General features: G+C 64.3%; 31 protein-coding genes. 20 read left to right on the top strand and 11 right to left on the bottom strand.

Going from position 1 to position 26,125, the window contains the following annotated elements:
• The first annotated feature begins 118 nt into the window (after positions 1–118).
• On the top strand, positions 119–1,510 hold the full coding sequence (locus F9K07_RS13830) for a polyhydroxyalkanoate depolymerase (protein WP_159593986.1): 1,392 nt from the start codon (positions 119–121) through the stop codon (positions 1,508–1,510).
• Between the two features lie 50 nt (positions 1,511–1,560).
• Positions 1,561–2,223 (top strand): electron transport complex subunit RsxB, encoded by a 663-nt coding sequence (gene rsxB / locus F9K07_RS13825; protein WP_159593985.1) that lies wholly within the window; start codon positions 1,561–1,563, stop codon positions 2,221–2,223.
• A 3-nt stretch (positions 2,224–2,226) separates the two neighbouring features.
• Here rsxB and F9K07_RS13820 read toward each other — a convergent pair whose 3' ends face one another.
• From F9K07_RS13820 to scpA, 8 genes are all read right to left on the bottom strand, one after another.
• A complete protein-coding gene (locus F9K07_RS13820) occupies positions 2,227–3,726 on the bottom strand; it encodes a methyl-accepting chemotaxis protein (protein WP_159593984.1) in 1,500 nt (499 codons plus the stop codon).
• A gap of 112 nt (positions 3,727–3,838) precedes the next feature.
• Complete coding sequence (locus F9K07_RS13815) at positions 3,839–4,333, bottom strand: VOC family protein (RefSeq protein ID WP_159593983.1); 495 nt, start codon at positions 4,331–4,333, stop codon at positions 3,839–3,841.
• Positions 4,334–4,354: 21 nt separating this feature from the next.
• The gene (locus F9K07_RS13810; RefSeq protein WP_159593982.1) at positions 4,355–6,403 is read right to left on the bottom strand and encodes an acetyl-CoA carboxylase biotin carboxylase subunit; all 2,049 of its coding nucleotides are present in this window, start codon (positions 6,401–6,403) and stop codon (positions 4,355–4,357) included.
• 20 nt (positions 6,404–6,423) lie between these two features.
• Positions 6,424–7,956 (bottom strand): acyl-CoA carboxylase subunit beta, encoded by a 1,533-nt coding sequence (locus F9K07_RS13805; RefSeq protein ID WP_159593981.1) that lies wholly within the window; start codon positions 7,954–7,956, stop codon positions 6,424–6,426.
• Positions 7,957–7,997: 41 nt separating this feature from the next.
• Positions 7,998–9,008 carry a methylmalonyl Co-A mutase-associated GTPase MeaB gene (gene meaB, locus F9K07_RS13800; RefSeq protein WP_159596930.1) on the bottom strand — a complete coding sequence of 337 codons (1,011 nt, stop codon included), beginning with the start codon at positions 9,006–9,008 and terminating at the stop codon, positions 7,998–8,000.
• 5 nt (positions 9,009–9,013) lie between these two features.
• Positions 9,014–9,433, bottom strand: a complete 420-nt coding sequence (locus F9K07_RS13795; protein WP_236581959.1) for a type II toxin-antitoxin system VapC family toxin — start codon at positions 9,431–9,433, stop codon at positions 9,014–9,016.
• Entirely contained in the window at positions 9,414–9,671 is a 258-nt protein-coding gene (locus F9K07_RS13790; protein WP_159593979.1) for a hypothetical protein, read from the bottom strand. The genes F9K07_RS13795 and F9K07_RS13790 overlap by 20 nt, the downstream gene beginning before the upstream one ends.
• Before the next feature lie 69 nt (positions 9,672–9,740).
• Positions 9,741–11,900, bottom strand: a complete 2,160-nt coding sequence (scpA, locus tag F9K07_RS13785) for a methylmalonyl-CoA mutase (RefSeq protein ID WP_159593978.1) — start codon at positions 11,898–11,900, stop codon at positions 9,741–9,743.
• 129 nt (positions 11,901–12,029) lie between these two features.
• Here scpA and F9K07_RS13780 point away from each other — a divergent pair, with 129 nt between their 5' ends.
• The gene (locus tag F9K07_RS13780) at positions 12,030–12,665 is read left to right on the top strand and encodes a GntR family transcriptional regulator (protein ID WP_159593977.1); all 636 of its coding nucleotides are present in this window, start codon (positions 12,030–12,032) and stop codon (positions 12,663–12,665) included.
• Positions 12,666–12,707: 42 nt separating this feature from the next.
• Here the strand turns inward: F9K07_RS13780 and dusA are convergent, their stop codons facing one another.
• Complete coding sequence (gene dusA / locus F9K07_RS13775) at positions 12,708–13,718, bottom strand: tRNA dihydrouridine(20/20a) synthase DusA (RefSeq protein ID WP_159593976.1); 1,011 nt, start codon at positions 13,716–13,718, stop codon at positions 12,708–12,710.
• Positions 13,719–13,841: 123 nt separating this feature from the next.
• Between dusA and F9K07_RS13770 the strand changes: the two genes are divergently transcribed.
• The 16 genes from F9K07_RS13770 (at position 13,842) to F9K07_RS13700 (ending at position 23,495) form a co-directional block, all read left to right on the top strand.
• The gene (locus F9K07_RS13770; protein ID WP_159593975.1) at positions 13,842–14,927 is read left to right on the top strand and encodes a tyrosine-type recombinase/integrase; all 1,086 of its coding nucleotides are present in this window, start codon (positions 13,842–13,844) and stop codon (positions 14,925–14,927) included.
• Between the two features lie 51 nt (positions 14,928–14,978).
• Positions 14,979–15,299: a hypothetical protein gene (locus F9K07_RS13765; RefSeq protein ID WP_159593974.1), complete on the top strand. Its 321-nt coding sequence runs from the start codon at positions 14,979–14,981 to the stop codon at positions 15,297–15,299.
• A gap of 219 nt (positions 15,300–15,518) precedes the next feature.
• A complete protein-coding gene (locus F9K07_RS13760; RefSeq protein ID WP_159593973.1) occupies positions 15,519–16,025 on the top strand; it encodes a hypothetical protein in 507 nt (168 codons plus the stop codon).
• Between the two features lie 69 nt (positions 16,026–16,094).
• On the top strand, positions 16,095–16,343 hold the full coding sequence (locus F9K07_RS13755) for a helix-turn-helix transcriptional regulator (RefSeq protein WP_159593972.1): 249 nt from the start codon (positions 16,095–16,097) through the stop codon (positions 16,341–16,343).
• The gene (locus F9K07_RS13750; protein ID WP_159593971.1) at positions 16,340–16,537 is read left to right on the top strand and encodes a hypothetical protein; all 198 of its coding nucleotides are present in this window, start codon (positions 16,340–16,342) and stop codon (positions 16,535–16,537) included. Before F9K07_RS13755 ends, F9K07_RS13750 begins: the two co-directional genes overlap by 4 nt.
• Positions 16,534–17,349, top strand: a complete 816-nt coding sequence (locus F9K07_RS13745) for a DUF7146 domain-containing protein (RefSeq protein WP_159593970.1) — start codon at positions 16,534–16,536, stop codon at positions 17,347–17,349. The genes F9K07_RS13750 and F9K07_RS13745 overlap by 4 nt, the downstream gene beginning before the upstream one ends.
• A complete protein-coding gene (locus F9K07_RS13740) occupies positions 17,346–18,674 on the top strand; it encodes an AAA family ATPase (protein WP_159593968.1) in 1,329 nt (442 codons plus the stop codon). Before F9K07_RS13745 ends, F9K07_RS13740 begins: the two co-directional genes overlap by 4 nt.
• A gap of 458 nt (positions 18,675–19,132) precedes the next feature.
• Positions 19,133–19,387 (top strand): hypothetical protein, encoded by a 255-nt coding sequence (locus F9K07_RS13735; protein WP_159593966.1) that lies wholly within the window; start codon positions 19,133–19,135, stop codon positions 19,385–19,387.
• Positions 19,388–19,481: 94 nt separating this feature from the next.
• The gene (locus F9K07_RS13730) at positions 19,482–20,450 is read left to right on the top strand and encodes a hypothetical protein (protein ID WP_159593964.1); all 969 of its coding nucleotides are present in this window, start codon (positions 19,482–19,484) and stop codon (positions 20,448–20,450) included.
• Complete coding sequence (locus tag F9K07_RS13725; RefSeq protein ID WP_159593962.1) at positions 20,450–20,605, top strand: hypothetical protein; 156 nt, start codon at positions 20,450–20,452, stop codon at positions 20,603–20,605. The genes F9K07_RS13730 and F9K07_RS13725 overlap by 1 nt, the downstream gene beginning before the upstream one ends.
• Entirely contained in the window at positions 20,602–20,865 is a 264-nt protein-coding gene (locus F9K07_RS31580; RefSeq protein WP_201451553.1) for a hypothetical protein, read from the top strand. Before F9K07_RS13725 ends, F9K07_RS31580 begins: the two co-directional genes overlap by 4 nt.
• Positions 20,862–21,074: a hypothetical protein gene (locus tag F9K07_RS13715; protein ID WP_159593960.1), complete on the top strand. Its 213-nt coding sequence runs from the start codon at positions 20,862–20,864 to the stop codon at positions 21,072–21,074. The genes F9K07_RS31580 and F9K07_RS13715 overlap by 4 nt, the downstream gene beginning before the upstream one ends.
• Before the next feature lie 238 nt (positions 21,075–21,312).
• Positions 21,313–22,008 carry a hypothetical protein gene (locus F9K07_RS13710; protein ID WP_159593958.1) on the top strand — a complete coding sequence of 232 codons (696 nt, stop codon included), beginning with the start codon at positions 21,313–21,315 and terminating at the stop codon, positions 22,006–22,008.
• 234 nt (positions 22,009–22,242) lie between these two features.
• Positions 22,243–22,749: a hypothetical protein gene (locus F9K07_RS31855; RefSeq protein ID WP_236581957.1), complete on the top strand. Its 507-nt coding sequence runs from the start codon at positions 22,243–22,245 to the stop codon at positions 22,747–22,749.
• Between the two features lie 88 nt (positions 22,750–22,837).
• Positions 22,838–23,212: a helix-turn-helix domain-containing protein gene (locus tag F9K07_RS32280; protein WP_159596928.1), complete on the top strand. Its 375-nt coding sequence runs from the start codon at positions 22,838–22,840 to the stop codon at positions 23,210–23,212.
• Positions 23,136–23,495 (top strand): hypothetical protein, encoded by a 360-nt coding sequence (locus tag F9K07_RS13700; protein WP_201451617.1) that lies wholly within the window; start codon positions 23,136–23,138, stop codon positions 23,493–23,495. Before F9K07_RS32280 ends, F9K07_RS13700 begins: the two co-directional genes overlap by 77 nt.
• A 377-nt stretch (positions 23,496–23,872) precedes the next feature.
• Here the strand turns inward: F9K07_RS13700 and F9K07_RS32275 are convergent, their stop codons facing one another.
• Positions 23,873–24,487 carry a helix-turn-helix transcriptional regulator gene (locus tag F9K07_RS32275; protein WP_442907427.1) on the bottom strand — a complete coding sequence of 205 codons (615 nt, stop codon included), beginning with the start codon at positions 24,485–24,487 and terminating at the stop codon, positions 23,873–23,875.
• A gap of 168 nt (positions 24,488–24,655) precedes the next feature.
• Between F9K07_RS32275 and F9K07_RS13690 the strand changes: the two genes are divergently transcribed.
• Entirely contained in the window at positions 24,656–24,874 is a 219-nt protein-coding gene (locus F9K07_RS13690; protein WP_159593954.1) for a DUF1059 domain-containing protein, read from the top strand.
• Between the two features lie 108 nt (positions 24,875–24,982).
• Here the strand turns inward: F9K07_RS13690 and F9K07_RS13685 are convergent, their stop codons facing one another.
• Positions 24,983–26,047 (bottom strand): hypothetical protein, encoded by a 1,065-nt coding sequence (locus F9K07_RS13685; protein ID WP_159593952.1) that lies wholly within the window; start codon positions 26,045–26,047, stop codon positions 24,983–24,985.
• Between the last annotated feature and the right edge of the window lie 78 nt (positions 26,048–26,125).

Genomic DNA, 26,125 nt, shown 5'->3' with positions numbered 1-26,125 from the left:
TTCACGAAGGTGACAGTTGTCCGCAGAAGTCAAGTGATATCAACACCACCACCGGGTGCAAGGGCCGCCACATGCTGCTATATTGCACCGCAACATAACTGTTTTGGCCGCCTGCCCCATGCTGTACCAAATCTACGAAACCCAGCGCTCGATCATGGAGCCGTTCTCCGATCTCGCGGAGGTGGCGGCCCGGCTCTACAGCAACCCCATGCTGCCCCTGGCGCAGTTGCCGGGAGCCCAACGCATCTCTGCCGGGTACGACCTGCTCCACCGCCTGGGCAAGGACTATGAAAAGCCGGTCTTCGGCATCCACACCGTGGACGTCGATGGGGTGGGGATTGCGATCCACGAGCGGGTCGAGATCGACAAGCCGTTTTGCGAACTGCGCCGTTTCAAGCGCTTCTCGGACGACACCGACACCCTGGCGCGGCTCAAAGGACAGCCCGTGGTGCTGATCGTCGCGCCGCTCTCTGGCCACTACGCCACTCTGCTGCGCGACACGGTGCGCACCATGCTCAAGGACCACAAGGTCTACATCACCGACTGGAAGAACGCGCGTCTGGTGCCCCTGGCCGATGGCGAGTTCCATCTGGACGACTACGTGAACTACGTGCAGGAATTCATTCGCCACCTTCAAAAGGGCTACGGCAATTGCCATGTGATCAGCGTTTGCCAGCCCACCGTTCCTGTGCTGGCTGCGGTCTCGCTGATGGCCAGCCGCGGCGAAACCACGCCGCTGTCCATGACCATGATGGGCGGCCCGATCGACGCGCGCAAATCGCCCACCGCGGTGAACAACCTGGCCACGCAGCGCAGCTTCGAGTGGTTCGAGAACAATGTGATCTACCGCGTGCCCGACAACTTCCCCGGTGCAGGCCGCCGCGTATACCCGGGCTTCCTGCAGCACACCGGTTTCGTGGCCATGAACCCGGACCGCCACGCGTCGAGCCACTACGACTATTTCAAGGACCTGCTCAAGGGCGACAACGACAGCGCAGAAGCCCATCGCAAGTTCTACGACGAGTACAACGCCGTGCTCGACATGGACGCAGACTACTACCTCGAGACCATCGAGACGGTGTTCCAGGAATTCAAGCTGGTCCACGGCACCTGGGACGTGCAGAACGAAGACGGCAAGCGCGAGCGCGTGCGCCCTCAGGACATCCAACGCAGCGGGCTGCTCACCATCGAAGGCGAGCTCGACGACATCTCTGGCTCGGGCCAGACCGCTGCGGCGCACGAACTGTGCACCAGCATCCCGAAGTCGCACCACATGCACTACGAGGCCAAGGGTGCGGGCCACTACGGCATCTTCAGCGGCCGGCGTTGGCGCGACATGGTGTACCCGGTCGTGAAGTCGTTCATCCTGGCGCACCAACCGGCTGCCGGCGCGCCCACACCCGCCGCCAAGCCACGCCCTGCCACCAAGAAGGCCCCCCGCAAAGCCGTGGTGAAGAAGGCGGCGCCCATTGCCGCCCAACGTCCGGTGCGAAAGACCGCCAAAGCCTGAACGCGTCCGCAAGGCCACGGGCGCCACGGCAGCGCCGGTATATTCGCCGCATGAACGAACTCGCCCAGCGCATCGACGCCGCCCTGCCCCAGACGCAGTGCACGCGCTGCGGCTATCCCGACTGCGCCCGCTACGCGCAAGCCATCGCCGCCGGTGACGCCGGCATCCACCAATGCCCGCCCGGGGGCGCTGAAGGCATCGAACGCCTGGCGGCCATCACCGGCCTGCCGGTGCAGCCGCTGGCCCCCAGCTGCGGCATCGAGGGCCCGCTCACCATCGCCGTCATCGACGAGAACTGGTGCATCGGCTGCACGCTGTGCATACAGGCCTGCCCCACCGATGCGATCGTCGGTATCCACAAGCGCATGCACACCGTGGTCGAGCCCTATTGCACGGGGTGCGAGTTGTGTCTGCCGGTATGCCCGGTCGATTGCATTTCGCTGGAGATCGTCAGCGGCGAGCGCACCGGCTGGCAGGCCTGGAGCGCCGAGCAGGCCCGACAAGGGCGCGAGCGATACCAGCAACGGCAGGAACGCCTGGCACGAGAAAAACGAGAACACGAAGCACGCATGGAGGCGCAGGCGCGCGAGAAACTCGCCGATCTCGCGGCCCACTCGCAGATCACCGACGAGGCGGTGCTGGACAAGAAGCGCGCGGTGATCGAGGCCGCGCTGGCCCGCTCGCGTGCCAAGCGCGTTCCGCCTGGCGGCTGAGACTCAGGCCGGGGCGTGTGCGGCAGTCTTGTACACGCCGCAGCCCACGTACAAGTCGTCGACCTTCGCCACGTAGGACATCTTGCCCTGGATGGCGCCCGTCACCGGGTTGGCAATGTCGTACTCGACCCAGCCTTCGCCCACCTCGGCCTGCGCCACGATGGCGCCGAGCAAGGCGTTGCCGTCAACCCCCGCAATGTCCTGCACCCGGCTGCCCACCTTCTCCGGCTTGCCGCCGAAGGCGCGGTAGATGCCCGCGCGGTCGAGCGCGAACACGTACATGTCGCGGTCGTGGAAACCATTCGAAGGCTCGCTCAAGGCGCGCGCGAAGCCCTCGCGCCCTCCCCGGCTGCGTTGCGCCTGCGCCCGTCCCACCAGTTGCATGGCCTCTTCGGCCGTGCCTTGCTGCAGCATGAAGGACGACACCGCGCGCGACAGGTGCGCCGCGCGCTGTTCAAGCTGGTCCGCCTGCGTCACCGCACGCTCCACCATCTGCGCGTTGCGCTGGGTGATCTGGTCGAGCTGCGAGACCGCCGAGGAAATCTCGCTCAGGCCCGTGCTCTGCTCCGCGCTGGACGCCGAGATCAAGGACATGTTGGCGGCCACGCCGCGCACACCCGCGGCGATCTGGCCAATGCCACCGCCTGCCGCGCGGATCTGCGACACACCGGCTTCCACCTGGCTGCGCGACGCCTCGATGAGCACGCGTATCTCTTTGGCGGAGGCGGCCGAGCGCTGTGCCAGGCTGCGCACCTCACTGGCCACCACGGCAAAGCCTCTGCCTTGCTCACCCGCCCGCGCCGCTTCCACGGCCGCGTTGAGCGCCAGGATGTTGGTTTGAAAGGCCAGACCATCGATCACGCCGATGATTTCGCTCATCTGCTGGGCGCTCTTCTGTATCCGATCCACCGACGCCACCGCCCCGGCCATGGACTGCGCGCCCGTTTCGGCCACGTCGCGCACCTGTGCGGCCTGCTGATCGGCGTCTCCCGCGGTGCGGGCGTTCTGTTGCACCGTGCCGGAGAGTTCCTGCACGCTGGCTGCGGTCTGCTCCAGGTTGGCCGCCTGTTGCTCGGTGCGCTCGGCCAGATCGCGGTTGCCCGCTGCCAGGCTTTTGCCGGCATGCGCCACCAGCGCCGAATGGCTGCGCACCTCGGCCACCATGGCCGAGAGCTGGCTGGTGGTGCGGTTGAGCAGGCGCGCCAGATCGGCCAGTTCGTCGTGGCCCTGTGTCACCACCGTCGAGCGCAGGTTGCCCGAGGCGGTTTGCGCCGTCGCTTCCAGCACCTGGTGAAAGTCGCGCTGGAAGCTGACATAGAAGGCCAGCATGAAATAGGCCTGCAAAACGAGGCCGACCACCGCCACCGAGCCAGCGCGGTCCGTCAGCAGCCACAAGGCCAGCGGCGGTAGCACGCAAGTAGCGCTCAACAGCCACAATTTGGCGCGCAAGCGCAGCCGCCGCATCAGCCAGATGCCAGGCGACAGGGGATGAATTCTGGACATGGCCGTACCGCTTTCCTGAACGGGGATGTCAGGCTATCGGCAAGCCCACGCGGGCGCTTGATCGGGAAAAGCCCCTGCTCTCCCCGTCAAAGCCGGTTTCCGACCGGCGGCGTCAGGATGCGGTGGCCGGGCCGGCCAGGCGCGCGAACGCGTCCACCACTTCGGCGGGCGCCTGCACCAGTTCGATCAGCACGCCCTCCCCCGCAATCGGGAACTCCTCGTTGCCCTTGGGGTGCAGAAAGGTGATGTCAAAACCCGCCGCGCCCTTGCGAATGCCGCCAGGCGCGAAGCGAACACCCTGCGCGCTCAGCCACGCCACCGCCTGGGGCAGATCGTCGATCCACAGGCCCACGTGGTTGAGCGGCGTGGTGTGCACCGCCGGTTTCTTCTCGGGGTCCAACGGCTGCATCAGGTCGACCTCGACCTTGAAGGGACCACTGCCCATGGCACAGATGTCCTCGTCGACATTCTCGCGTTCGCTGCGGAAAGTGCCGGTGACCTCCAGGCCGAGCATGTCGACCCAGAGTTTCTGCAGGCGCTGCTTGTCGGGCCCGCCGATGGCGATCTGCTGGATGCCCAGCACTTTGAAGGGACGAGAAGAAAGCATGTGTCAATGAACTCCGTTGAATCAGCCGAACTCGACGATGGGCTGGTCCACCACCAGCGACTCTCCCTTGTGGGCCAACACCTTGGCCACCACGCCATCGGCAGCGGCGAACAGCACGTTCTCCATCTTCATGGCCTCGATCACGGCCACGCGTTCGCCCGCCTGCACCTTCTGGCCGGGCTGCACCGCCACCTCCACCAACAAACCGGGCATGGGCGAGAGCACGTATTTGCTCATGTCGGCCGGCGCCTTGAACGGCATGAGGGCATGCAATTCGGCCATGCGTGGCGACACCACCATGGTTTCGATGCGCGTGCCGTTGTGCTGCACCACCAGGGCCAGCGGGTTGCGTGGCGTGCCGCGCTCGATCTGGGCCGTATAGGGTTGGCCATTGCAGGTGCCGATCACGCAAATGTCGTTCAGACGCGACGGGCTGGACATGGCGTACCGCTTGCCATCGACCAAAACCATGGCCGAGCCGAGTTGGCCCACTACCTCGTCGACGTGCACCGCCTTGTACGTGTGTTCGCCCGTGGTGCTGAGCACGATGACGCTGTAGTCGTGCCCGACCTTGACGCCATAACCCGGCAGCTGGCCCGAGAGGCCGGCAGCGCGCTCGCGCGACTTGCGCCGCACGAAGGCCGCCAGTGCCACCAGGAAGTCCGGGTCGCTGTGCGGCACATCTTCGGCGCGGAAGCCCTGGCCGTAGTGTTCGGCGATGAAGCCGGTATTGAAGTCCCCGGCGACAAACTTCGGGTGCGCCAGCAGCGCAGCCTGGAACGGGATGTTGCTGCTGATGCCGCGGATGACAAAGCCATTGAGCGCTTCGCGCATCTTGGCGATCGCGTCTGCCCGGTCCTTGCCGTGCACGATGAGCTTGGCGATCATCGAGTCGTAGAACATCGGGATCTCGCCACCGTCCTGCACACCGGTGTCCACGCGCACACCGAGCCGGTCGGCGGTGTTGGCCTGGAACATGGTTTGCGCGGGTGGCGCGAAACGCACCAGCCGGCCGGTGCTCGGCAGGAAGTTGCGGAACGGGTCTTCGGCGTTGATGCGGCACTCGATGGCCCAGCCGTCGCGCTTCACGTCGGCCTGCGCCAACGGCAGCTTCTCGCCCGCCGCGACGCGGATCATCAGTTCCACCAGGTCCAGGCCGGTGATGCATTCCGTCACCGGGTGCTCCACCTGAAGGCGGGTGTTCATTTCCAGGAAGTAGAAGTCCTGGTCCTTGCCGACCACGAATTCCACCGTGCCCGCGCTCTGGTACTTCACGGCCTTGGCCAGGGCCACGGCCTGCTCGCCCATGGCCTTTCGCGTCGCCTCCGAAATAAAAGGCGACGGCGCTTCCTCGATCACCTTCTGGTGCCGGCGCTGGATGGAGCACTCGCGCTCGTTCAGGTAAATCACATTGCCGTGCGAGTCGCCCAGCACCTGAATCTCGATGTGGCGCGGCTCCTGCACAAACTTCTCGATGAAGATGCGGTCGTCGCCAAAGCTGTTGCGCGCCTCGTTTTGACACGCGGTGAAACCTTCGAGAGCTTCCTTGTCGTTGTAGGCCACACGCAGGCCCTTGCCGCCGCCGCCGGCGCTGGCCTTGATCATCACCGGATAGCCGATGTCCTTCGCGATTTCCACCGCGCGCTCGGCGGATTCAATAGCGTCGTTCCAGCCCGGAATGGTGTTGACCTTGGCCTCGTTGGCCAGCTTCTTGGAGGCGATCTTGTCGCCCATGGCCGCGATGCTGAAGTGGCGCGGGCCGATGAAAGCCATGCCCTCGTCTTCCACGCGTTTGGCGAAGGCTTCGTTCTCGGAGAGGAAGCCGTAGCCCGGGTGGATGGCCTGCGCACCGGTCTTCTTGGCAGCTTCGATGATCTTGTCGGCCACCAGGTACGACTCGCGCGAGGGCGCGGGGCCGAGCAACACGGCTTCGTCGGCCAGTTGCACGTGGCGCGCTTCCTTGTCGGCCTCGGAGTACACCGCCACCGTGGCGATGCCCATTTTCTTGGCCGTGGCGATCACGCGGCAGGCGATCTCGCCGCGGTTGGCAATCAGAATTTTGGTAAACATCTTGTTCTTCTCCTTGTGGCTCAAAGCGGGATGTTGCCGTGCTTGCGCCACGGGTTTTCGAGCTTCTTGTCCTTGAGCATCACCAGCGAGCGGCAGATGCGTTTGCGCGTTTCGTGCGGCAGGATCACGTCGTCGATAAAACCGCGCGCGCCGGCCACGAAGGGGTTGGCGAAACGGGCCTTGTATTCGGCCTCGCGTTGGGCCAGCTTGGCCGGGTCCTTCTTCTCTTCGCGGAAGATGATCTCCACCGCGCCCTTGGCACCCATCACCGCGATCTCGGCATGGGGCCAGGCGAAGTTCACGTCGCCGCGCAGGTGCTTGGAGGCCATCACGTCGTAGGCGCCGCCATAGGCCTTGCGCGTGATCACGGTGATCTTGGGCACCGTGCATTCGGCGTATGCGTAGAGCAGCTTCGCACCGTGCTTGATGATGCCGCCGTACTCCTGCGAGGTGCCGGGCATGAAACCGGGCACGTCCACGAAGGTGATCACGGGAATGTTGAAGGCGTCGCAGAAGCGCACGAAGCGCGCGGCCTTGATGGAGCTCTTGATGTCCAGGCAACCAGCCAGCACCAGCGGCTGGTTGGCCACGATGCCCACGGTCTGGCCGTCCATGCGCGCAAAGCCGATCAAGATGTTCTTCGCGTACTCGGGCTGCAGCTCGAAGAAGTCGCCATCGTCCACCGTCTTGACGATGAGTTCCTTCATGTCGTACGGCTTGTTCGGATTCTCCGGCACCAGCGTGTCCAGGCTGGACTCTGCGCGGTCGCTCGGGTCTCCGCTGGGGCGCACCGGCGCCTTCTCGCGGTTGTTGAGCGGCAGGTAGTTGTAGAGCCGGCGCAGCATGAGCAGGGCTTCCACGTCGTTCTCGAACGCCAGATCGGCCACGCCGCTCTTGGTGGTGTGGGTGATGGCGCCACCGAGCTCCTCGGAGGTCACTTCCTCGTGCGTCACCGTCTTCACCACCTCAGGGCCGGTGACGAACATGTAACTGGAATCCTTCACCATGAAGATGAAGTCGGTCATGGCAGGCGAGTACACCGCGCCACCGGCCGAGGGGCCCATGATCATGCTGATCTGCGGCACCACGCCGCTGGCCATCACGTTGCGCTGGAACACGTCGGCATAGCCGCCGAGCGAGGCCACGCCTTCCTGGATGCGCGCGCCGCCCGAGTCGTTCAGGCCGATCACCGGGGCGCCGACCTTCATGGCCTGGTCCATCACCTTGCAAATTTTTTCGGCATGCGCCTCCGACAACGCGCCGCCAAAGACCGTGAAGTCCTGGCTGAAGACGAACACCAGGCGGCCGTTGATCATGCCGTAGCCGGTGACCACGCCATCGCCCGGGATCTTGTTGTCGGCCATGCCGAAGTCGGTGCAGCGGTGCTCGACGAACATGTCCCACTCTTCGAAGGTGCCCTCATCGAGCAGCACCTCCAGCCGCTCGCGCGCGCTCAGCTTGCCTTTGGCGTGTTGCGCGGCAATGCGCTTCTCGCCGCCGCCCAGTCGCGCGGCGGCGCGCTTGCGTTCGAGTTGTTCAAGGATGTCCTGCATGGAATTTCTCCAGAAAAAAACCGTCGGTCTGAAACGTTGGATCAGTCAAAAAGGTCGAGCAGCTGGCGTGCAGCGGTGGACGGTGGCAGCTCGCCCGCGAGCACACGGTGAGAAATCTCGTCGAGCTCGGCGCGCACCTTCGGGTGTGCGCGAAAGCGTTGTTTGAGTCCCGCGTCGATGCGCTCCCACATCCAGGCGCGGGCTTGCTGTTGCCGGCGCTGGGCCAGGTGGCCGTTGGCGGTCTGCAGCGTTCGGTACCGCGAGACCTCGGCCCAGAACGCGTCCACACCACGGCCGAGCAGCGCGCTGAGCTGGATCACCTGCGGATGCCAGAGGTTCTCGTCGTGGTGGGCGTGCTCGGGATGGCCGTGCAACCCCAGCAGGCGCAACGAAGAGGTGATCTGCGCGCGGGCGCGCGTGGCCGCATCGGGGTCGATGTCGGCCTTGTTGATCACCACCAGGTCGGCCAACTCCATCACGCCCTTCTTGATCGCCTGCAGGTCGTCGCCCGCATTGGGCAGTTGCAGCAACACGAACATGTCGGTCATGCCGCTGACCGCGGTCTCGCTCTGGCCCACGCCCACGGTTTCGACGATCACGATGTCGTAGCCGGCGGCCTCGCACACCAGCATGGCCTCGCGCGTCTTCTCGGCCACGCCGCCCAGCGTGCCACTGCTCGGGCTGGGACGGATGTAGGCCTGCTCGTGCACCGAGAGCTTTTCCATGCGCGTCTTGTCGCCCAGGATCGAGCCACCGGAGACCGTGGACGAAGGATCGATGGTGAGCACCGCCACGCGGTGCCCCTTGCCAATGAGGTACAGGCCCAGCGCTTCGATGAAGGTGCTCTTGCCCACGCCCGGCACGCCGCTGATGCCCAGGCGCAGCGCGTGGCCCGTGTGGGGCAGCAAGGCGGTGAGCAACTCATCGCCTTGCGCGCGGTGGTCAGCGCGGGTGGATTCGAGCAGCGTGATGGCTTTGGCCATGGCGCGGCGCTGGGCCAGCGCCGCGCCGTCCACGATGGTCTGCACGCGCTCGTGCAATGGGGAGGGAATTGGCGTCACAGGATGTCGAAGCCTCGTCCGTCGGCCAGCCGGTAGCGGGAAAAGTCGCGCACATCGGTGGTCATGATGGTGGTCACGCCCGTGTCCGATGCCAGCCAGAGCAGCGACGCATCGGCCAGGTCCATCTCGGTGCGTGGCGTCTGCGTGTAGCGTTGCATGAGCGCCACGAACTCCTCCAGCATTTCCTGCTGGAAGGGAAACACCGCCAGCGCGCCAGCGCCCACCCAGCGCAAGAAGGTGTAGCGCTGCGGCGGCGCGAGCAGGTAGCTGGCCTCGACCACGCAGGGCCAGGTGGTGGACAGCGAGCAGCGCATCTCGGCCGCGCGCTTGAACAGCTCCAGGTAGTGTTTGGCGCGAGGCTGCCTGGCACCGAAGATCGCCACCATCGGGCCCGCGTCAACCAGCACGGCCGCCATGCTTGGCCTTGAGTTTCTTCACGATGGCAGCGCGCGACGCCTCGGATTCGTAAGCCTGTTCCACGCCTTTGAAGGCCTTGCTCACAACCTTGTATTCCGGCCGGGACTCTTCGGCTTTCAACGCGACCAGAAGCTCATAAGGGTTCTTGCGGCCGAGCGCACGCTCCACCGCATCCACGATGAACTGGGACTTCGTCACGCCTTGTCGGCGCGCAGCCAATTCCAGTTCCTTCTCCAACAACGGGTCCATCCGCACAGACACAGCCATGACAAGCTCCAGATCAAATACCGTAATACGGTATCACACTCAGACCTTCTGCGCCTTCTTGATCTGCTCCAGCACGTCCTTCGCGCTGGCGGGGATCGGGGTGCCCGGACCGTAGATACCCTTCACACCGGCTTCGTAGAGGAACTCGTAGTCCTGGCGCGGGATCACCCCGCCCACGAACACGATGATGTCGTCCGCGCCTTGCTTGCGCAGCTCGGCAATGATGGCCGGCACCAGCGTCTTGTGGCCGGCCGCGAGCGTGGAAACACCCACCGCGTGCACGTCGTTCTCGATCGCCTGGCGCGCACATTCTTCGGGCGTCTGGAACAGCGGACCCATGTCGACGTCGAAGCCCAGGTCGGCAAAGGCCGTGGCCACCACCTTGGCGCCGCGGTCGTGCCCGTCCTGGCCGAGCTTGCTGATCATCACGCGCGGGCGCCGGCCCTGGTCTTCGGCGAAGGCGTTGATCTCTTTCTGCAAGGCTTCCCAGCCCTCAGCGGAATCGTAGGCAGCAGCGTACACACCGGTCACCTTTTGCGTATCGGCGCGGTGGCGCCCGTAAACCTTTTCCAGGGCATCGCTCACTTCGCCCACCGTGGCACGCAAGCGCACCGCCTGGATCGACAGATCGAGCAAATTGCCCTCACCACTCTCGGCCGCAGCGGTGAGCGCATCGAGCGCGGCCTGCACCTTCGTGCCATCCCGCGTGGCCTTGATCTGCTGCAGGCGCGCGATCTGGCCTTCGCGCACCTTCACGTTGTCGATCTCCAGAATATCGACCGGGTCTTCCTTGGCGAGCTTGTACTTGTTCACGCCCACGATCACGTCCTTGCCGGAGTCGATGCGCGCCTGCTTCTCGGCGGCGGCGGCCTCGATCTTGAGCTTGGCCCAGCCGCTGTCCACCGCCTTGGTCATACCGCCCATGGCTTCGACCTCTTCGATGATGGCCCAAGCCTTGTCGGCCATCTCCTGCGTGAGGCTCTCCATCATGTAGCTGCCGGCCCAGGGATCGACCACATTGGTGATGTGGGTCTCTTCCTGGATGATCAGTTGCGTGTTGCGCGCGACGCGCGCGCTGAACTCGGTAGGCAGCGCGATGGCTTCGTCCAGCGCATTCGTGTGCAGCGACTGCGTGCCACCAAACACCGCGGCCATGGCTTCGATCGTCGTGCGCACCACGTTGTTGTAAGGGTCCTGCTCGGTGAGCGACCAACCCGAGGTCTGGCTGTGCGTGCGCAGCATCAGGCTCTTGGGGTTCTTGGCGTTGAAGCCCGTCATGATGCGCGTCCACAGCAGGCGCGCCGCGCGCATCTTGGCGATCTCCAGATAGAAGTTCATACCGATCGCCCAGAAGAACGAGAGGCGGCCGGCGAAGTCGTCCACGTCCATGCCCTTGGCGATGGCGGTCTTCACGTATTCCTTGCCGTCGGCCAGCGTGAACGCGAGTTCGAGCGCCTGGTTCGCGCCGGCTTCCTGCATGTGGTAGCCCGAAATCGAGATCGAGTTGAACTTCGGCATGTGCTTGGCCGTGTACTCGATGATGTCGCCGATGATCTTCATCGACGGCTCGGGCGGGAAGATGTAGGTGTTGCGAACCATGAACTCCTTGAGGATGTCGTTCTGGATCGTGCCGCTCAACTTGTCCTGCCCCACACCCTGCTCTTCGGCCGCCACCACGTAGCCCGCGAGCACCGGCAGCACCGCGCCGTTCATGGTCATGGACACGCTCACCTTGTCCAGCGGGATCTGGTCGAACAGGATCTTCATGTCCTCCACACTGTCGATCGCCACACCCGCCTTGCCCACGTCGCCTGTCACGCGCGGGTGGTCGCTGTCGTAACCGCGGTGCGTGGCCAGGTCGAACGCCACCGACACGCCCTGCCCGCCTGCGGCCAAGGCCTTGCGGTAGAAGGCGTTGGACTCCTCGGCGGTGGAGAAGCCCGCGTACTGGCGGATGGTCCACGGACGCACCGCGTACATGGTGGCCTGCGGGCCGCGGATGAAGGGCGCAAAACCCGGCAAGGTGTTGGTGTGCGGCAACCCTGCCGTGTCCTCGGCGGTGTACAGCGGCTTGACGCGGATGCCGTCGGGCGTGATCCAGTCCAGCGCCGATACATCGCCGCCAGGAGCGGATTTGCGGGCGGCCTGGGCCCAGGCTTCAAGGGTGGCAGGGGCGAATTCGGGCTGTTTGGCGCTCATGGGAGTGACTCGGTAGCGGGGCTGGATCGGACCGGCCGAAGTTTACATCATTCATAATTATTGATGCAGAATATTCCTTTGCGCCTACAATCTGGCCCCCGCCCATCCCACGGATCGTTGCCGCCCTCCATGACCGTCCAGTCCCTCGCCCCCCGCGCCCTCTACGAAGAAGTTGCTGAGCTGCTGCGCCAGCGCATCTTCCGGCGCGAGCTCGAGCCCGGCAGCTGGATCGACGAACTCAAGATTGCCGAGGAATACGGCATCAGCCGCACGCCCCTGCGCGAGGCGCTCAAGGTGCTGGCCGCCGAGGGCCTGGTGACGATGAAGATGCGGCGCGGTGCCTACGTCACCGAAGTGTCCGAGAAAGACCTGGCCGACGTCTACCACCTGCTCTCCCTGCTCGAATCGGATGCCGCTGGCGTGGTGGCCGAGCGCGCCAGCGACGATGAACTCGCCAGCCTGCAGACGCTGCACCACGAACTGGAAGCGGCCGTGGGCGACCGCGACCGTTTCTTCGCGCTCAACGAGCAATTCCACATGCGCGTGCTCGAACTGGCGCGCAACCGCTGGCGCGAACAGATGGTGGCCGACCTGCGCAAGGTCATGAAGCTCAACCGGCACAACTCCTTGCTCAAGAGCGGGCGTGTGGAGGAATCCCTGGCCGAACACCGCGCCGTGGTGGAGGCCTTGCTCCAGCGCGATGCGGCGCTCACGGTGCAACGCATGCGCGAGCATTTTCAGGGCGGGCTGGAAGCCGCTGCTTGAGCTGTTGGAGCCCACGCTCCGCCGCTGTGCGGGCCGCTGCGTTCAGGCGTCGAGTGGGTGCTCGGCCTCCAGGCCCACATGTTCCTGCGCCATGCGCCAGACCTCGCGCGGCGGCAGGGGCTTCAAGCGGTGGTCGCTCCAGATCTGGCGCCAGCGGCGCGCACCGCGCAGGCCATGCCGCAGGCCCAGCATGTGCCGGGCAATCGCGTACCAAGGGCAGCCGTCTTCCAGGAAGGCGCGCTCCATGTAGCGCACCATCTGGTCTTCCACTTCCTCGCGTGTCACGGTCGACGGCGCCGCGCCGAAGAAGGCTGCGTCCCAGGTGGTGAGCACCCAGGGGTTGTGGTACGCCTCGCGGCCCACCATCACGCCGTCCACATGCGCCAGGTGCTCGGCGATCTGCGCGTTGGTGGTGAACCCACCATTGATGCTGAAAGTGAGTTGCGCAAAGTCGCGCTTGAGCCGGTGCGCGAGCTCGTAGCGCAGCGGCGGGATCTCGCGGTTCTCCTTGGGTGAGAGGCCATCGAGCCACGCATTTCGCGCATGCACCAGGAACACCTCGCAGCCGGCCTCGGCCACCGTGCCCACGAAATCGCGCACGAAGTCGTAGCTCTCCACGCGGTCAATGCCCACGCGGTGCTTCACGGTCACCGGGATCGACACCGCATCGCGCATCGCCTTGACGCCATCGGCCACGGTCTGCGGTTCGGCCATCAGGCAGGCGCCGAACGCGCCGCGCTGCACGCGGTCGCTCGGGCAGCCGCAGTTCAGGTTGATTTCGTCGTAACCCCACTGCTCGCCCAGGCGCGCTGCATGTGCCAGGTCCGCGGGATCGCTGCCGCCCAATTGCAGGGCCACAGGATGCTCCTCGGCGTTGAAGCGCAGGTGCCGCTGCACGCTGCCGTGGGTGAGCGCGCCCGTGGTCACCATCTCGGTGTAGAGCAAGGTGTGCTTGGACAGCAAACGGTGCAAGTAACGGCAATGCCGGTCCGTCCAATCCATCATCGGCGCGACGGAAAGCCGCCATGGGCTAAGTTGTTGATTTAATTGCATTTTTTCAGATGCATTTTGACCTTTTATCGGTCGTGTGCAGTAATCAGTGCACACGAAGTGCACAAAAGGTGAATGACAGGTGTAGCATGTGAGCACGATTGGACGTACACAGGTTGCACACGAATGCCGACATTTTCGCAGTTACCCTCTGGCAAGTGGCGCGCGCAAGTAAGGCGCGGTGGGCTGTATCGAGCCGCCAGCTTCACCACCAAGCGCGAGGCCAAGGACTGGGCCATGGCGGTGGAGTCGCAGCTCGGGCATGTAGCTGCCTCCGGCTTCGCGCCCATCCCCAAGGGTGCCACCCTCGCGGACCTGATCGACAAGTACACCGAGACCCATGGGCGTGAGCCTGGCAAGACCAAGGCGGCCACCTTGGCCATGTTTCGGCGTGATCTTGGCGCGATCAAACTGGCCAGCCTCAACGCCGTGGTATTGCGCGATTTCATCGACGCCAGGCTCAAGGCCGGCGCCGGCGGCGTGACTATCGCGGCAGACCTGTCGTTTCTCTCTGCCGTGCTCAAGTGGGGCCGGCACGCCCGCAAGCTCGACATTCCGGAGGCGCTGGCACTGGAGGCCCGCGAGAGCCTCAAGCATCGCGGCCTGAACACCCGCAGCAAGGAACGCGAGCGCGAGCCCTCAGACGACGAACTGGCACGCCTGTATGCCCATTGGGCCGCTCGACCACGCCAGCGCATCGACATGCCCCTGCTCTGCCGCTTCGCGCTGGCCACCGGCATGCGTCAGGGTGAGATATGCGGGCTGCAGGTGGAAGACGTCGACAGCGCGCGCAAGACTGCGGTGATCCGCGATCGCAAGGATCCAAGAAACAAGGCCGGCAATCACCAGACCGTTCCCCTCCTCCCTGATGCCTGGGCGATCGTCGAGCCGTTGATCAAGGACAGGACAGAGGGGAATGTGTTCGGCGTGCGCGCCGCGTCGGTTTCGACTGCCTTCACGCGTGCGTGCCAGGACGTCACGCCGCCAATCCTCGACCTCACATTCCACGACCTGCGGCACCGAGCCACGGCGCAGTTCTTCCGCATGGGCCTGGACATCCCGCGCGTGGCGCTGCTCACCGGGCACAAGACCTGGGCCATGTTGCGCAGGTACACCGACATCAAGCCCGAGGACGTGCACGCGGCGATTCAGAAAACGGCAACCCCTGCGCCGACAAGCAAGGGGAAAAAGCGGGACCAGAAGGCGCTCTAACGCCAGCCGGCCCCTAACCACAACGTGCAACACCTGAAAGGACCGCACATCATGGCTACTTTGAAGTCTATCCCCGCCACCCCTGCAGATCTCGCAAAGCATTCAAATGCGCTCACTCCCGAGCAGTACCGAATAGTTCTTGAGAGGATCGCCGGCTGCTGCGATACGCTCAGAAACGTGTTGATTGAGGCGATCGAGGCTGAAGACCATCAGGTCACAAACCTGATCGACGCCGGGAAAATGCTTGCCACGTACATCGGCGGTATGGCAGACAACGCGGCGCGCCCTGGCGGCGCAATCATTGGCAATCACGATTGTTGGAACTATGGCCGGGCCTTCGCCGGCGCAGGTAAGGAGGTGAGCCATGGCTGAATGCACACAGAGCACGGCTTTCTACGTGGTTCAAGACCGCCGGCTTGAGGAAGGTGGCACGCTGATCGGAGAACGCCTCTCTCGCCCGCTCGCCCGGGTTTCGATTGCTAGGCGCGTACTCAAGCGAGTGCGGCGGCGCACGCCCGCAGCGTATGCAGTGCATCTCACCACAGGGTATTTCCCCTGATCCACAGCCGCGCCTTCGGGCGTGGCACTCCAATGAGCTCGAAGAAGACCCCCAAAAAGGCAAAAGGCGCCGGCCCCCGCGACGCAACGCCTATGCCCGTGTCCAAGGCAAAGGAAGCGCTGGGCGCGTACATGAGCGGAATGACGCCCGAAGCGCGCGTCGAGCTGATGCACGACATCCAGCGCCATCCTGACGCCACAGCGCTCAAGCGCCTGGAGGAGGCTCTCACACAGGCGCACATGTCGCCTGAGCTGAGCGCGTCGCCGGTGCTGAGCGAGTTCGTGTTCCTGATGCGCGAAACCTTGGCAGAGTTTGTCCCCGGGTATGGCCTGGGCGACTTGGTGGAGCCCCTGCGCCGACTCCTCGCAAACCATGGCGGCGGCCGGCCAACGAAAGCCGAGCCGACCGCCGTGCTGCGCTCTCAAAGCGCGCTCGAGCAGGCATGGCACCCTGCACCTCAAGTCGCCGCGGCGGAGAAACACGGCATCACTTCCCGCACCGTCCGGAACTACCAAGCCAAAAACAAGAAACCCGGTTAATTCCGCTCTCGCTGGAATTCTCTGTCCATCACAACAGCCGGTGAATGCGCTGGCAAAAGGATGGACACCATGAGCGATACCGCAGAGCATGAGCGAATTCGGCAAATGGCCGACAAGCTCGACTTTCTGACCGAGGAGGACTTCACCCTCCTGGCCAATGCAACCCCAGGAACCGTGGAGGCATGGCGCAAGCGCGGCACCGGCCCTGCCTATGTGCGACTCGGCCGCAGATTCCTCTATCCGCGCAAGGCCGTCGCCAAGTACCTCGACTCGTTGACCCGCGAACGGGCAGCGCTGCCAGCGAAGGGGATGCTGTGAGCACCGGCACTCCTATCGATCCGGTTGACTCCGGCAAGTACCAGGCCACCCTTACCGCTCAACTCGCACTCAAGGGCTTCCAGGTGCATCCCCTGGCCGTTGGCGGGTTCTTCGTTTGCAAATGGAACTTGACGAAGTACTGCGCAGCACTGGAAGACGTGCAGGCCTTTGCGGAACAGGTGGGCGCTGCATGATCGCCTGGCTCGACTTCGCCGACGGCGAGCACCGCACAGCGTGCCCCGCGTGCAGCCGTGGCAAGCGCGACAAGACGCTGGGGATCACGATCGACGCGGGAAAGGGCGTTGCGCACTGTTTCCGATGCAGCTTCACGGAGACGCTGCGCGACGACACCAGCGCGATGCGCCGCGCGCCGGCACTGGTGAAGCCCAACCCGGCGAAGCATGAGACCCTGAGCGACTACGGCCGCGCGTTGTGGGCCGCATGCCAGCCGCTGATCGGCACCATGGGCGAGCAGTACTTGGTACACCGCCGCTGCGTGGTCCCGCCCGGCGATCTGCGCTTCCACCCGGCCCTGCCACACAAGCCGAGCGGCACCAGCGGCCCCGCCCTGGTGGGCCTGGTGACCGACGCAAAGACGGGCGCCCCATTGACGCTGCACCGCACCTGGATCACGCCCACGGGCAAAGCTCAACTCGACCCGCCGCGCATGCTGCTGGGCAACCACCGCAAACAGGGCGGCGTGATCCGCCTCTGGCCCGATGAGTACGTCACCCATGGCCTCGCCATTGCTGAGGGCACAGAGACCGCCCTTAGCCTCGCGCACGCCTACCAGCCGGTGTGGGCATGCATCGATGCCGGAAACCTCGCTGAGATGCCCGTGTTGGCCGGTGTGGAGGTTCTTGTGATCGCGGCCGACAACGACCCGGCAGGCCACGCCGCAGCCCGTGCCTGCGCCAGCCGCTGGTCCGCTGCTGGTGCTGCCGTCCGCGTCACCCGGCAGGCCGCCAACGACCTGAACGACGCGCTGTGCGAGGTGGCTGCATGAAACGCGAGCAAGCGCTGATGCAAGAGGTTCTGATGGACGCTATGGACTGGCCGGCTGAGACTGTCGAGCGCGCGCCTCGACTCAAGCCCGTGAGCGTCGCCGATGTCTTCACCCACCCATCGCCGCCGCCCGCCTTCCTTTGGCATGGCCTGCTGCCGCGCAGCACAGTGTCATTGCTGAGCGCCCACGGAGGCACGGGGAAATCTACGCTCGCGCTCATGCTGGGGGTGGCCGCTGCCACCAGCCGGCCGCTGTTCGACATTGCGGTAGAGCCTGGCCCCGCAGTATTCGTGAGCCTGGAAGACGGCCCCGGCATCGTGCGCCACCGCCTGGCCCATGTCTGCCGATGCTGGGGAGTCAACCCGGCGCTGCTCGACGGCCGCCTGCACATCGTTGATGGCACGGAGTACCCCGAGCTGTTCACCGCCGAGACGCGCGGGCCGGGCGAGACCACAGCGACGTTTTCCGAGATGCGCGACCTGGTGCAGTCGGTGGGCGCCGGCCTGGTGGTGGTCGACAACGCATCGGATGCATTCGGCGGCGATGAGATCCAGCGCCGGCAGGTGCGCGCGTTCATGCGCAGCCTGGTCGAGATCGCCCGCGACACCAATGCGGCTGTTCTGCTGCTGGCCCACGTGGACAAAAGCACGAGCCGCGCGCGCAAGGGTGAAGGGTCCGAGGGCTATTCGGGCTCGACAGCCTGGCACAACTCCGCACGCAGTCGGCTGTTCTTGAGCCGTGCCGAGGATGGAAGCCTGACCCTTGAGCATCAGAAGAGCAACCTGGGAAAGCTGCAGGAACCCCTGTCCCTGCACTGGCCAGACGGTGGTCTTCCTGAGCTGGCCAACCAAGCCGGGCCGTCTGCCTTCACAACGCGCATGGAGAGCAGGATCAACGACGAAAAGGCCGCTGCCGTGCTGCGCCTGCTGATTGAGTTCGAGAGCCGAGAGCAGTACGCCAGCCCGGCCACGTTCGCGCGCAACAACGTCCATTCTCTTCTCAAGAGCGAGCCTGCATTCCTCGCATTGAAGCTGCGCTCGGACGACACCCGCCGCATCGTGAACCAGTGCCAGCGCGCCGGCTGGCTTGAGGTGCTGGACTACCGCAGTGCGGACCGGAAGGAACGCCAGCGGTGGATGGTCACGCCAACGGGTCATGCCTTCGCTGGATTGTCTGCGCCCACCGCGCCCACCGCGCCCACCCAAGAGGATGGCGCGCATGGCGCAGGGGGTGCGCCCACCGCGCCCACCTGCGTAGGGGGTATGGGGGTTAGAGCGCACACAGAAGACGGCGCGAAGTGCATATCGGAAGAGAGCACGCCATGAGCCGGGATGGCCAACATCGGGGGGGCCATGACAAGCTGGTAACGGTTACTGGCGGACACCGCGCCCCACCGTCTTTTCGCACATCCGCAATTCAAAAGTTGACCCTCGCGGCAGCACGCCGCACGGGCGTAGGGAGCCCATTTTCGAAGGCCGGGCAGTGTCAAAAAACCGTTTTTCTAACTTGACGGTGTGAATAAAAGACTGGAGGCGCGGTGTCCAAAGACCATCCGGTGCACGAATCTGTGCACCCCCCCCCGGGGGGTAGGTCCAAAAGTGGGCCAGCCCTCGGGGCGGAAACCGCGCCCCATCTCACGCGCAGAAAATTTTCCCCTTTTTGAATTTGTTAATCAGCAAATGCCGAAATCAAAAAGCCCTGAAACCCAGCGTGCACGCGGCTTCCAGACCGATCGACCCCGTTTGAATTCGTTAACAACCCGCTGTTAACAGCCGAAATCAAAATGAACAACCAGATTCAAAGCACGGCCCAGGTGCTGCTCGGCGCGGCTCGCGAGCAAGGCCTGTGGCTTTCCGGCGACTTGCGCGTGGGCCTGCGCGACGCGGCCGGCTTGATCGGCATGGGTGAGGGCTCTCTGCGCAACCTGATTACCCAGGGCAAGGGTCCGGCCACCTACAAGCTCGGCGGTGGTGGCCACCAGCGCACGGTCCGAATCATCGACCTCGCAACCTGGCTTGAAAGCCGGCGCGGACATTGATGCATCGAGCGTCATCAAACGTCATCGCATTGCATTGATTGCGGGCGGCCTGCGAAACACACTGATGGCATCGCAACCGTCACGGATTTTCCACATGACACCTGAACAACTGATAGACCTTCAAGCACGGCAGGATCGCAGCGCCGACGGGTGGGCGCAGCGCGAGTTCCTGCGCGTGGCCAGCGCCATCGGCGCGTACAGCAATGACGAGGCTGTGTTCAAAGCGCTGAGCGACCTGCCGACAAATCGGATCCTGGGTTTCGTGAAAGCCGCCACCGCGAGCACCACGGGCGGCTGGGACTCTGCCGAAGGCCGCGAAATGGCCGCCGGCTACCTGGCCAGCATCGCCCCGGGCAGCGTCCTTGACCTGGTGCTGGCCAACGGCCGATCGATTCCCGACAAGATCCAGCATGTGCTGCTGGCGTCTGGGGGCTTCGCGTCGAACGTTTCCGAGGGGGCGCCCAAGCTGGTGTCCAAACTCAACTTCACGAACCTCGACACCGATCGCGTGAAAGCAGTGGCATTGACCATGTACACCGCCGAACTGGAGCGGATGATCGGCGGTGACGCCATCTTCGAGGCCGAGCTGCGCACCTCCGTCCTGCGGGCCATGAACCTGGCCATCCTGCAGGCCTTGACGCAGACCACCAACATCGCCAGCACGGGCACTGCCACCGGCGACCTTGCAGCCGGCCTGGCCATCGCGCCCGACTCCGACGTGTACGTGGTGGCCGCCAAGCCCAGCGTGACCCGCGAGCTGGCCCTGGCATCCGACGGCCGCATGTCCATCAACGGCGGTGAGTTCACGCCCGGCGTGCATGTGGTGGCCGTCGAGGACTTCGGCACTGCGGTGCCTGAGCTGCGTGTCATTCCGGCTTCGCGCATTGCGATCGTCGACTATGGCCTGGAAGTGCGCCGCGCGTCCCAGACCTCGCTCAGCGTGGCCGACTCGCCCACATCCCCGGCGACGCAGGTCTCGCTGTTTCAAACGAACTCGAAGGCGATCGCCGTGGAGCGCATGTTCCGCATCGCCCAGGGCGACACCGTGGTGGAGGTGGGCTGATGGACAACCCGAACGCAATTCCAAAGTTCGTCGAGATTCAGCTGGCGCCGCTTAAGGAGCGCATTGCCGAACTGGAGCGCGAAGTCGCAAAGCTCAAGACCGAACAACAACGACCCGGCATCCTGCAGCGCTTGGGCCTGAAAGGGGCGGCATGAACATCGATCCGGAAGTTTTCGGCGCCGCAATGGGCGACCTTATTCGGGAGGTGGTTGAGCCGCTGGAGAAGCGCCTGGCCACTCTTGAAGCCAACCCGGTGCAGTACGACGGTCCGCACGAAAGCGGCAAGGTCTACGGCAAGGGCATGTTTGTCACACATGAAGGAAGTCTCTGGCATTGCAACTATCGGACAGCCAGCCGGCCCGGCGATGGCCAGGCATGGACGCTAGCGGTGAAACGCGGAAAGGACGCACGATGATGATGGACGCAGAGCAACTGACCGAGCTGCGGGCCTCCGTCGTTGAGCATTTCCGCGAGGACATTGCGCGCCAAGTGGCCGACGGCGTGCGCGCGGGCAGCGTTCCCGCCGACATGGTCGATGTCTATCTCGAAGCCACGATGGCTTCCGAGACTGTGCGAGCCAGCATAGAAGCCTTTGTGGCACGCCACGCCGGGGCGTTGCACTGATGGGCAAGGCCTCGATCTACCTCTGCCATGCACCTGGCTGCAAGCGTCTCTGCCTCGGCTGGCTCTGCAACATCCACCGGCGGGAGTCGGCGCAGTGAACCCGGGGGGACATCCGCCATTGGCGGAAGAGCCTTTTTTGGAAACCGCGCCCCATCTCACGTGCACCGCTCGGGCCTAAGCGATGGGCGTAGGGGTGCAACCTCGAATTGCACCCCTTTTCGTGCAACGAAGGAAAAGTGTGGGACACCACCTGATCGACTGCCACGTTCTCACGCTGCCGCGCTTCGATGCCCGATGGGTTGCCGAGCTGCGAAGTGATCTGGACCGTGAGCCCGTCAATCAGCACTGGATGCCTGGAATTGATGGCGACCTGGCCGCGTCGCGCGTGGCGGGCTTTTCTGCAGGCAGTGCGCCCTTCGTGAGCAGTGCGGACCCAGACGACCGCATCATGCCGGGCACCTATGCCGCGCTGCTGCAGGCGCTGCAGGACAACCCCACCGCGCCATTCGCGTGGGCCGGCGAGCAGATGGTCGACGAGCACCTGAAGCCCTGGCCAATGCGGCCGCACGTGTGGGCCGGTGGCTACGATCCGGTCAGCCACGTCTGCAAGGGCGTGCACGTCCACGGCGTGAAGCTCTACCGGCGCGAGGTCGTGATGCCGGTGCTGGACATGATGAGCAAGGCCGGCCAGTGCTGCGAGTTCCTGCTCGACCTGGCCATCGCCAAGCCGTGGACCAATCCGAACCGGTCAACCTGGCCGGTTCACGTGCCCATGGTGGGCCGGCAGTGGCGCCAGCACGCGCACAACGGCTTCAGGTCATTCGGCAAAGACGACTTCGACCGCATGGCGCAGGTGCTGGGTTTCCAGACGATGGACGCACTGCGCGACGAGGCGGTGAGGGTGTGCCTGCCGACGAGTCGGGCGAAGGCTTGAAGGGTCTGCATCGTGAGTGCGCAATGCGCGTGTGGTGCGCGATAAGCCACTCATCCTATCGGACCGCTCGACGATCGCTGCGAGGTAGGCCAGCGAGAGATTGAGGCCCACACCGAGCCATCTTGTAAAACTTGCGGCGGCGCTCGATGGTTCCCACACCGTGATTTGAAGCACACAAGCGACGCCGACCTGCGTGTGACAATGCGCGCACCGTCGGCCGCCCCATTCTTGAAGATGACTGAAAAAAAAGACCGAAAGAGACAGGCACAAAAAAAGGCCCCGCAAGGGCCATTAGTGGTTGTGCCGCTACCGCCTGTGGGACCATGGAACTTCCATGAGCGACTTGATCGCGATAGTGGAGTAATTTCTCGATGGATCGAGTCAAGCCACTGGGCAATAAAGACACGCGCGCACTTTGATCGCGCCCTCGACCAACTACGCTGCCTTCCAATGCAGCGCTGGAGCAAGCCGAATCCGGCCAGCAAGATTGGCGATCACACATATGTGATACGATTTAAGGACTCCAGTTCTCAGCAGCTGCGCGTCTTTGGCCACTTTTTCCGCGCGCATCACGCCTTCGCTATGACCTTGGATGGCTATGAAAAAGACGACGTCTATCACCCAAACGACTACGAAAACTTGGCACAAGAACACAGGGCTTTTTGCGACAAAGATTTCGTTCGACGAACAGGCCCATTCGAAAGTCTTTGCGCAAGTTGCAACGGCGAGTCTGTCTGTTGACACCCACTTCTATCAACCGAATCGGCGCGTTCGCCCTGCTTTGGCAAGTCGTCCAAAATGGGTTGATAGAGAGTATCGTGAGGCGTACATGGACGCGGCCATCGAACAAGGCGTTGCGTGGCAGATTCGCCTAAATCGGGAGTTCCGCGGAATGTCCCAACGCGAACTTGCCAAGCTCCTTGGTACGCAACAGTCCGCCGTGTCCAGGCTGGAAGATCCAAGCTATGGGAACCATAGCCTTGAAACGCTAGCGAAGATCGCCAAGATCTTCGACTGTGCACTGAGTGTCAAGTTTGTATCCTACTCACAGCTGGCCTACGAAAGCGAACGCTTAGGCGAGGCGGAACAGTGTGCAATGCCTTTTGAAACAGAATGGAGTGATATTGATGGCTACCAAGAAAACGAAAGCCCACGACGGCCAGACGCCGTTCTCCATGGACGGCATTCAATCGATCTACGCTGACCAGCCGGCCGGAATCCAGGCTGGCCCATACAACGTCAAAATCACGCTAGGAGTGATAGAGGACGACGACTCTGACTACCCCCGCCCTGTTGCGACGATCGTCATGCCCACCACCAACATGATGCGCATGGTGGCTGAGTTGCAAGCGCTCTTTGAGAATCCTGATTTTCTAGCTGAGGCAAAGAAGTCACTTGACGATGACACTCGTAAATGGTTCTCGCCGAAGAATGGACGACTGCCAAATGCACCGCGCTCTACGGCCGTGCGCAAGCTGATCAAATAAGCAGAGGATCCGCCGCAGCGGCATTTATGTGCCGTTCAAGTGGCGGCCCTGCGCTAAGTCGTCGGCTGGCTTAAGACTTTAGCCACCTGAAGCGGCGACGCTCAATCTGCTTCCTCCTGTCAATGCACACAGATAGCACACGACCCTGCAGGAACCCGCACAGGCGTTGACTTTTCGCAACGATCCATCATCGGAGCGACGGAAAGCCGCCAGGGCGAATAAGCTATCGCGGGCTGTGGGTCTTCGTGTGGGTTCATCGATAAGGGCTTCCTGCGCCCGAGGGCTCAAGCCCAGCAAACAAGCCCGCTATTTTCGCCGAGTCCGGACGCCCTCCGCTCGTAGGGAGACTTCGGGCGGAGTGAAGCCGTATACCCGCTCTATGGACGCGGCGCCATGACTCGCATCACCGCTGCGGTGCGCGTCTCCACCCCGAGCTTCACGTAGATGTGCTCCAGGTGCTTGTGCACGGTGCGCGGGCTGATGGACAGCAGCGCGGCAATGTCTGCATCGGTCTTGCCACAGGCCAGCCACTGCAGCACGTCGCGCTCGCGCAGCGTGAGTGCGCTGAGCGCGGGTTCGGGCAGCAGCGGTGCCTGCGGCATTGCCGAAGCGCCTGCCGACGCGCGCGCAGCGGCACGACAGGCGTGGCCGTACAGGAAGGCCAGGTGGGGCCGCAGCAGTTCGAGCCGCTCGCGATCGCGCTGCGCAAAGTCCTGCTTGCTGCGGCTCAGAACCAGGCTCACGAGGGAGTTTCCATCCACGCACAGCGGCACGACCATGGCGTGCTCATCCTCGCCCAGCCGCACACCCACCCTCTGGCGGTGGCGGGTTTGCACGATGCTGACCGACAGCGTCGTGCGTTCGCAAGCCACATAGCCGTTCAGTGCCAGCACCGCGGCGCGTGCGAATGCCTCGACATCGTCGGCCTGCGACTCGATGCGCCCCAGCAGCCGCAAGGCGGCGGCGTAGTCATGGCGAGTGAGATGGTTCATCGCGCGACCTGTCTGGAGGGGGCATACGCATTGCTGCGTATTGGCGCCTGGTCACGGCTGGTCGGACCATACCGTTTCGTGCGCCGGCAGCCTGCTCAGTATAGGCACTCACCTGCAGCAACGCCATGGGCGCGAAGGCCATCTCTGAACGACACGAAAGGACACACCATGACGCGCCAATACATCGATTGCCGCGAATTCCCCAGCGACTCGCATTGCAGCGTTGCGATCAGCGCGGACACGCCCAAGGAGCTTCTGGAGGTGGCCGTGCAGCACGCTGTGGCGGTGCACGGCCACCAGGATTCTCCCGAACTTCGCCACCAGTTGGCCAAGATGTTCAAACAGGGCACACCACCGGTTTCTCTGCCCACCGCGAAGGCGGTGTGACGTGCGCCGTCAGAACAGCAGGGCGATCAGGATGATGAAGGGGATCGGCACGCCGAGAAAGAACAAGAGCAAGGAACGCATGGTGGTCTCCTGAACGTGGGAGGGGTGTTAGAAGGCGTCGCGCTGGCGCCCACCGAAGGTCGCAGCCAGGCTCGCAAAGAAGGCGCCGAACAACAGCGACAGGAAGAGCCACAACGCACCCTTGGCCGAGGCAGCGCGCGCTTCATCGGCCGCAGCGCGCGCTGTGGTTTCGGCTTCGCGCGTCGCGATCTGCACACGGGCAAAGGCGTCGGTCACGCGTTTTTGTGCGTCGGCCGCATTCAGGCCCGTGTGCTCGGCGACCCTCTGGCCCAGATAGGAAACGTCGTCCGCGGGCAGCGAGCCATCCTTGAGTGCGTTGAGAAAGATGCCGGTCGCCTCGCCAATGGGGGGCTCGGCCGACGGGGCGGCCGGCAGCGGCGTGGCGGCGCTGGCAGGCAACGGAGAGGGCAACGGTTGCACCTGGGTGGCCGGCAGCGAGGAGGATGCGGCGCCCTCGGACGGTGCGGCACCCGAGGGACTTGGCGCCGATGGAGCCACTGCGGCGGCGGGTGTTGAGGCGGCTCCTGGGGTGGCATTCGGCGACGTCACCTCCCGAAACAGCCCGTGGACGAAGTAGCCCAGATCTTGGGAGCGGTCATCCTGTTTGTCTGCGGCCTGTGACGTCACGCTGCCCGCAGCCGACATGCCTGCGGCCGCCACCGTGGCGCCGGCCTGCGCGCCGCCGCCCACGATGGAAGCGATGACCGAGGTCAACAACGCCGCGGTCGCCAGCGATGCCACCGCCCAGGCGAGAAAGCCGTGCGCCGTGTCGCGAAAGTAGATCTCGTCGACCTGCGTGTCGACCCAACGCGTGCGCAGCCGCCCCGCGAGGTAACCGCCCATGCCCGAGGCGACGATTTGCGTGAAGCAGATCCAGACGATGGTGCTCACGCCAAAAGTCGTGGCGCTCACGCCCTGTTGCACCCAGGGCGATACGGAAGAAAGACCCAGACCGGTTCCCAGCACCAACAAGATCAGCGAGAGCGCCGCAGCCCCCGCAGCCCCGGCAAAGATGGCGGGCCAGGAAACCGCGTGAGGGGTTGCCGCCACGGGGACGAGATCGTCGATGACGGGGGACGGGGTCAAAGCCATGATGCGCCTCCTTGAATGTTGAGGCGATCATGGGACCACTGAAGCGGGGCGCGTGTCGGACAAGCGCCCGCAGGCGCG

This window comes from Hydrogenophaga sp. BPS33 (genome assembly GCF_009859475.1).
In the GTDB taxonomy this organism is placed as follows: Bacteria; Pseudomonadota; Gammaproteobacteria; order Burkholderiales; family Burkholderiaceae_C; genus Hydrogenophaga.
Note: the sequence above shows the minus strand (reverse complement) of the source record. Positions and strands in the feature narration are given on the sequence as shown.

Excerpts from the sequence above, each read along its gene's own strand:
- F9K07_RS13735 (WP_159593966.1), top strand. The coding sequence starts at position 19,133 with ATGAACAACCAGATTCAAAGCACGGCCCAGGTGCTGCTCGGCGCGGCT.
- F9K07_RS13805 (WP_159593981.1), bottom strand. The coding sequence starts at position 7,956 with ATGCAGGACATCCTTGAACAACTCGAACGCAAGCGCGCCGCCGCGCGA.
- F9K07_RS13730 (WP_159593964.1), top strand. The coding sequence starts at position 19,482 with ATGACACCTGAACAACTGATAGACCTTCAAGCACGGCAGGATCGCAGC.
- F9K07_RS13780 (WP_159593977.1), top strand. The coding sequence starts at position 12,030 with ATGACCGTCCAGTCCCTCGCCCCCCGCGCCCTCTACGAAGAAGTTGCT.
- F9K07_RS13765 (WP_159593974.1), top strand. The coding sequence starts at position 14,979 with ATGGCTACTTTGAAGTCTATCCCCGCCACCCCTGCAGATCTCGCAAAG.
- F9K07_RS13810 (WP_159593982.1), bottom strand. The coding sequence starts at position 6,403 with ATGTTTACCAAAATTCTGATTGCCAACCGCGGCGAGATCGCCTGCCGC.
- F9K07_RS13690 (WP_159593954.1), top strand. The coding sequence starts at position 24,656 with ATGACGCGCCAATACATCGATTGCCGCGAATTCCCCAGCGACTCGCAT.
- F9K07_RS13685 (WP_159593952.1), bottom strand. The coding sequence starts at position 26,047 with ATGGCTTTGACCCCGTCCCCCGTCATCGACGATCTCGTCCCCGTGGCG.
- F9K07_RS31580 (WP_201451553.1), top strand. The coding sequence starts at position 20,602 with ATGAACATCGATCCGGAAGTTTTCGGCGCCGCAATGGGCGACCTTATT.
- F9K07_RS13830 (WP_159593986.1), top strand. The coding sequence starts at position 119 with ATGCTGTACCAAATCTACGAAACCCAGCGCTCGATCATGGAGCCGTTC.
- scpA (WP_159593978.1), bottom strand. The coding sequence starts at position 11,900 with ATGAGCGCCAAACAGCCCGAATTCGCCCCTGCCACCCTTGAAGCCTGG.
- F9K07_RS32280 (WP_159596928.1), top strand. The coding sequence starts at position 22,838 with ATGGACGCGGCCATCGAACAAGGCGTTGCGTGGCAGATTCGCCTAAAT.
- F9K07_RS13700 (WP_201451617.1), top strand. The coding sequence starts at position 23,136 with ATGGCTACCAAGAAAACGAAAGCCCACGACGGCCAGACGCCGTTCTCC.
- dusA (WP_159593976.1), bottom strand. The coding sequence starts at position 13,718 with ATGCAATTAAATCAACAACTTAGCCCATGGCGGCTTTCCGTCGCGCCG.
- F9K07_RS13815 (WP_159593983.1), bottom strand. The coding sequence starts at position 4,333 with ATGCTTTCTTCTCGTCCCTTCAAAGTGCTGGGCATCCAGCAGATCGCC.
- F9K07_RS13725 (WP_159593962.1), top strand. The coding sequence starts at position 20,450 with ATGGACAACCCGAACGCAATTCCAAAGTTCGTCGAGATTCAGCTGGCG.
- rsxB (WP_159593985.1), top strand. The coding sequence starts at position 1,561 with ATGAACGAACTCGCCCAGCGCATCGACGCCGCCCTGCCCCAGACGCAG.
- F9K07_RS13760 (WP_159593973.1), top strand. The coding sequence starts at position 15,519 with ATGAGCTCGAAGAAGACCCCCAAAAAGGCAAAAGGCGCCGGCCCCCGC.
- F9K07_RS13795 (WP_236581959.1), bottom strand. The coding sequence starts at position 9,433 with ATGGCGGCCGTGCTGGTTGACGCGGGCCCGATGGTGGCGATCTTCGGT.
- F9K07_RS32275 (WP_442907427.1), bottom strand. The coding sequence starts at position 24,487 with ATGAACCATCTCACTCGCCATGACTACGCCGCCGCCTTGCGGCTGCTG.
- F9K07_RS13770 (WP_159593975.1), top strand. The coding sequence starts at position 13,842 with ATGCCGACATTTTCGCAGTTACCCTCTGGCAAGTGGCGCGCGCAAGTA.
- F9K07_RS13820 (WP_159593984.1), bottom strand. The coding sequence starts at position 3,726 with ATGTCCAGAATTCATCCCCTGTCGCCTGGCATCTGGCTGATGCGGCGG.
- F9K07_RS31855 (WP_236581957.1), top strand. The coding sequence starts at position 22,243 with ATGACTGAAAAAAAAGACCGAAAGAGACAGGCACAAAAAAAGGCCCCG.
- F9K07_RS13715 (WP_159593960.1), top strand. The coding sequence starts at position 20,862 with ATGATGATGGACGCAGAGCAACTGACCGAGCTGCGGGCCTCCGTCGTT.
- F9K07_RS13740 (WP_159593968.1), top strand. The coding sequence starts at position 17,346 with ATGAAACGCGAGCAAGCGCTGATGCAAGAGGTTCTGATGGACGCTATG.
- F9K07_RS13745 (WP_159593970.1), top strand. The coding sequence starts at position 16,534 with ATGATCGCCTGGCTCGACTTCGCCGACGGCGAGCACCGCACAGCGTGC.
- F9K07_RS13755 (WP_159593972.1), top strand. The coding sequence starts at position 16,095 with ATGAGCGATACCGCAGAGCATGAGCGAATTCGGCAAATGGCCGACAAG.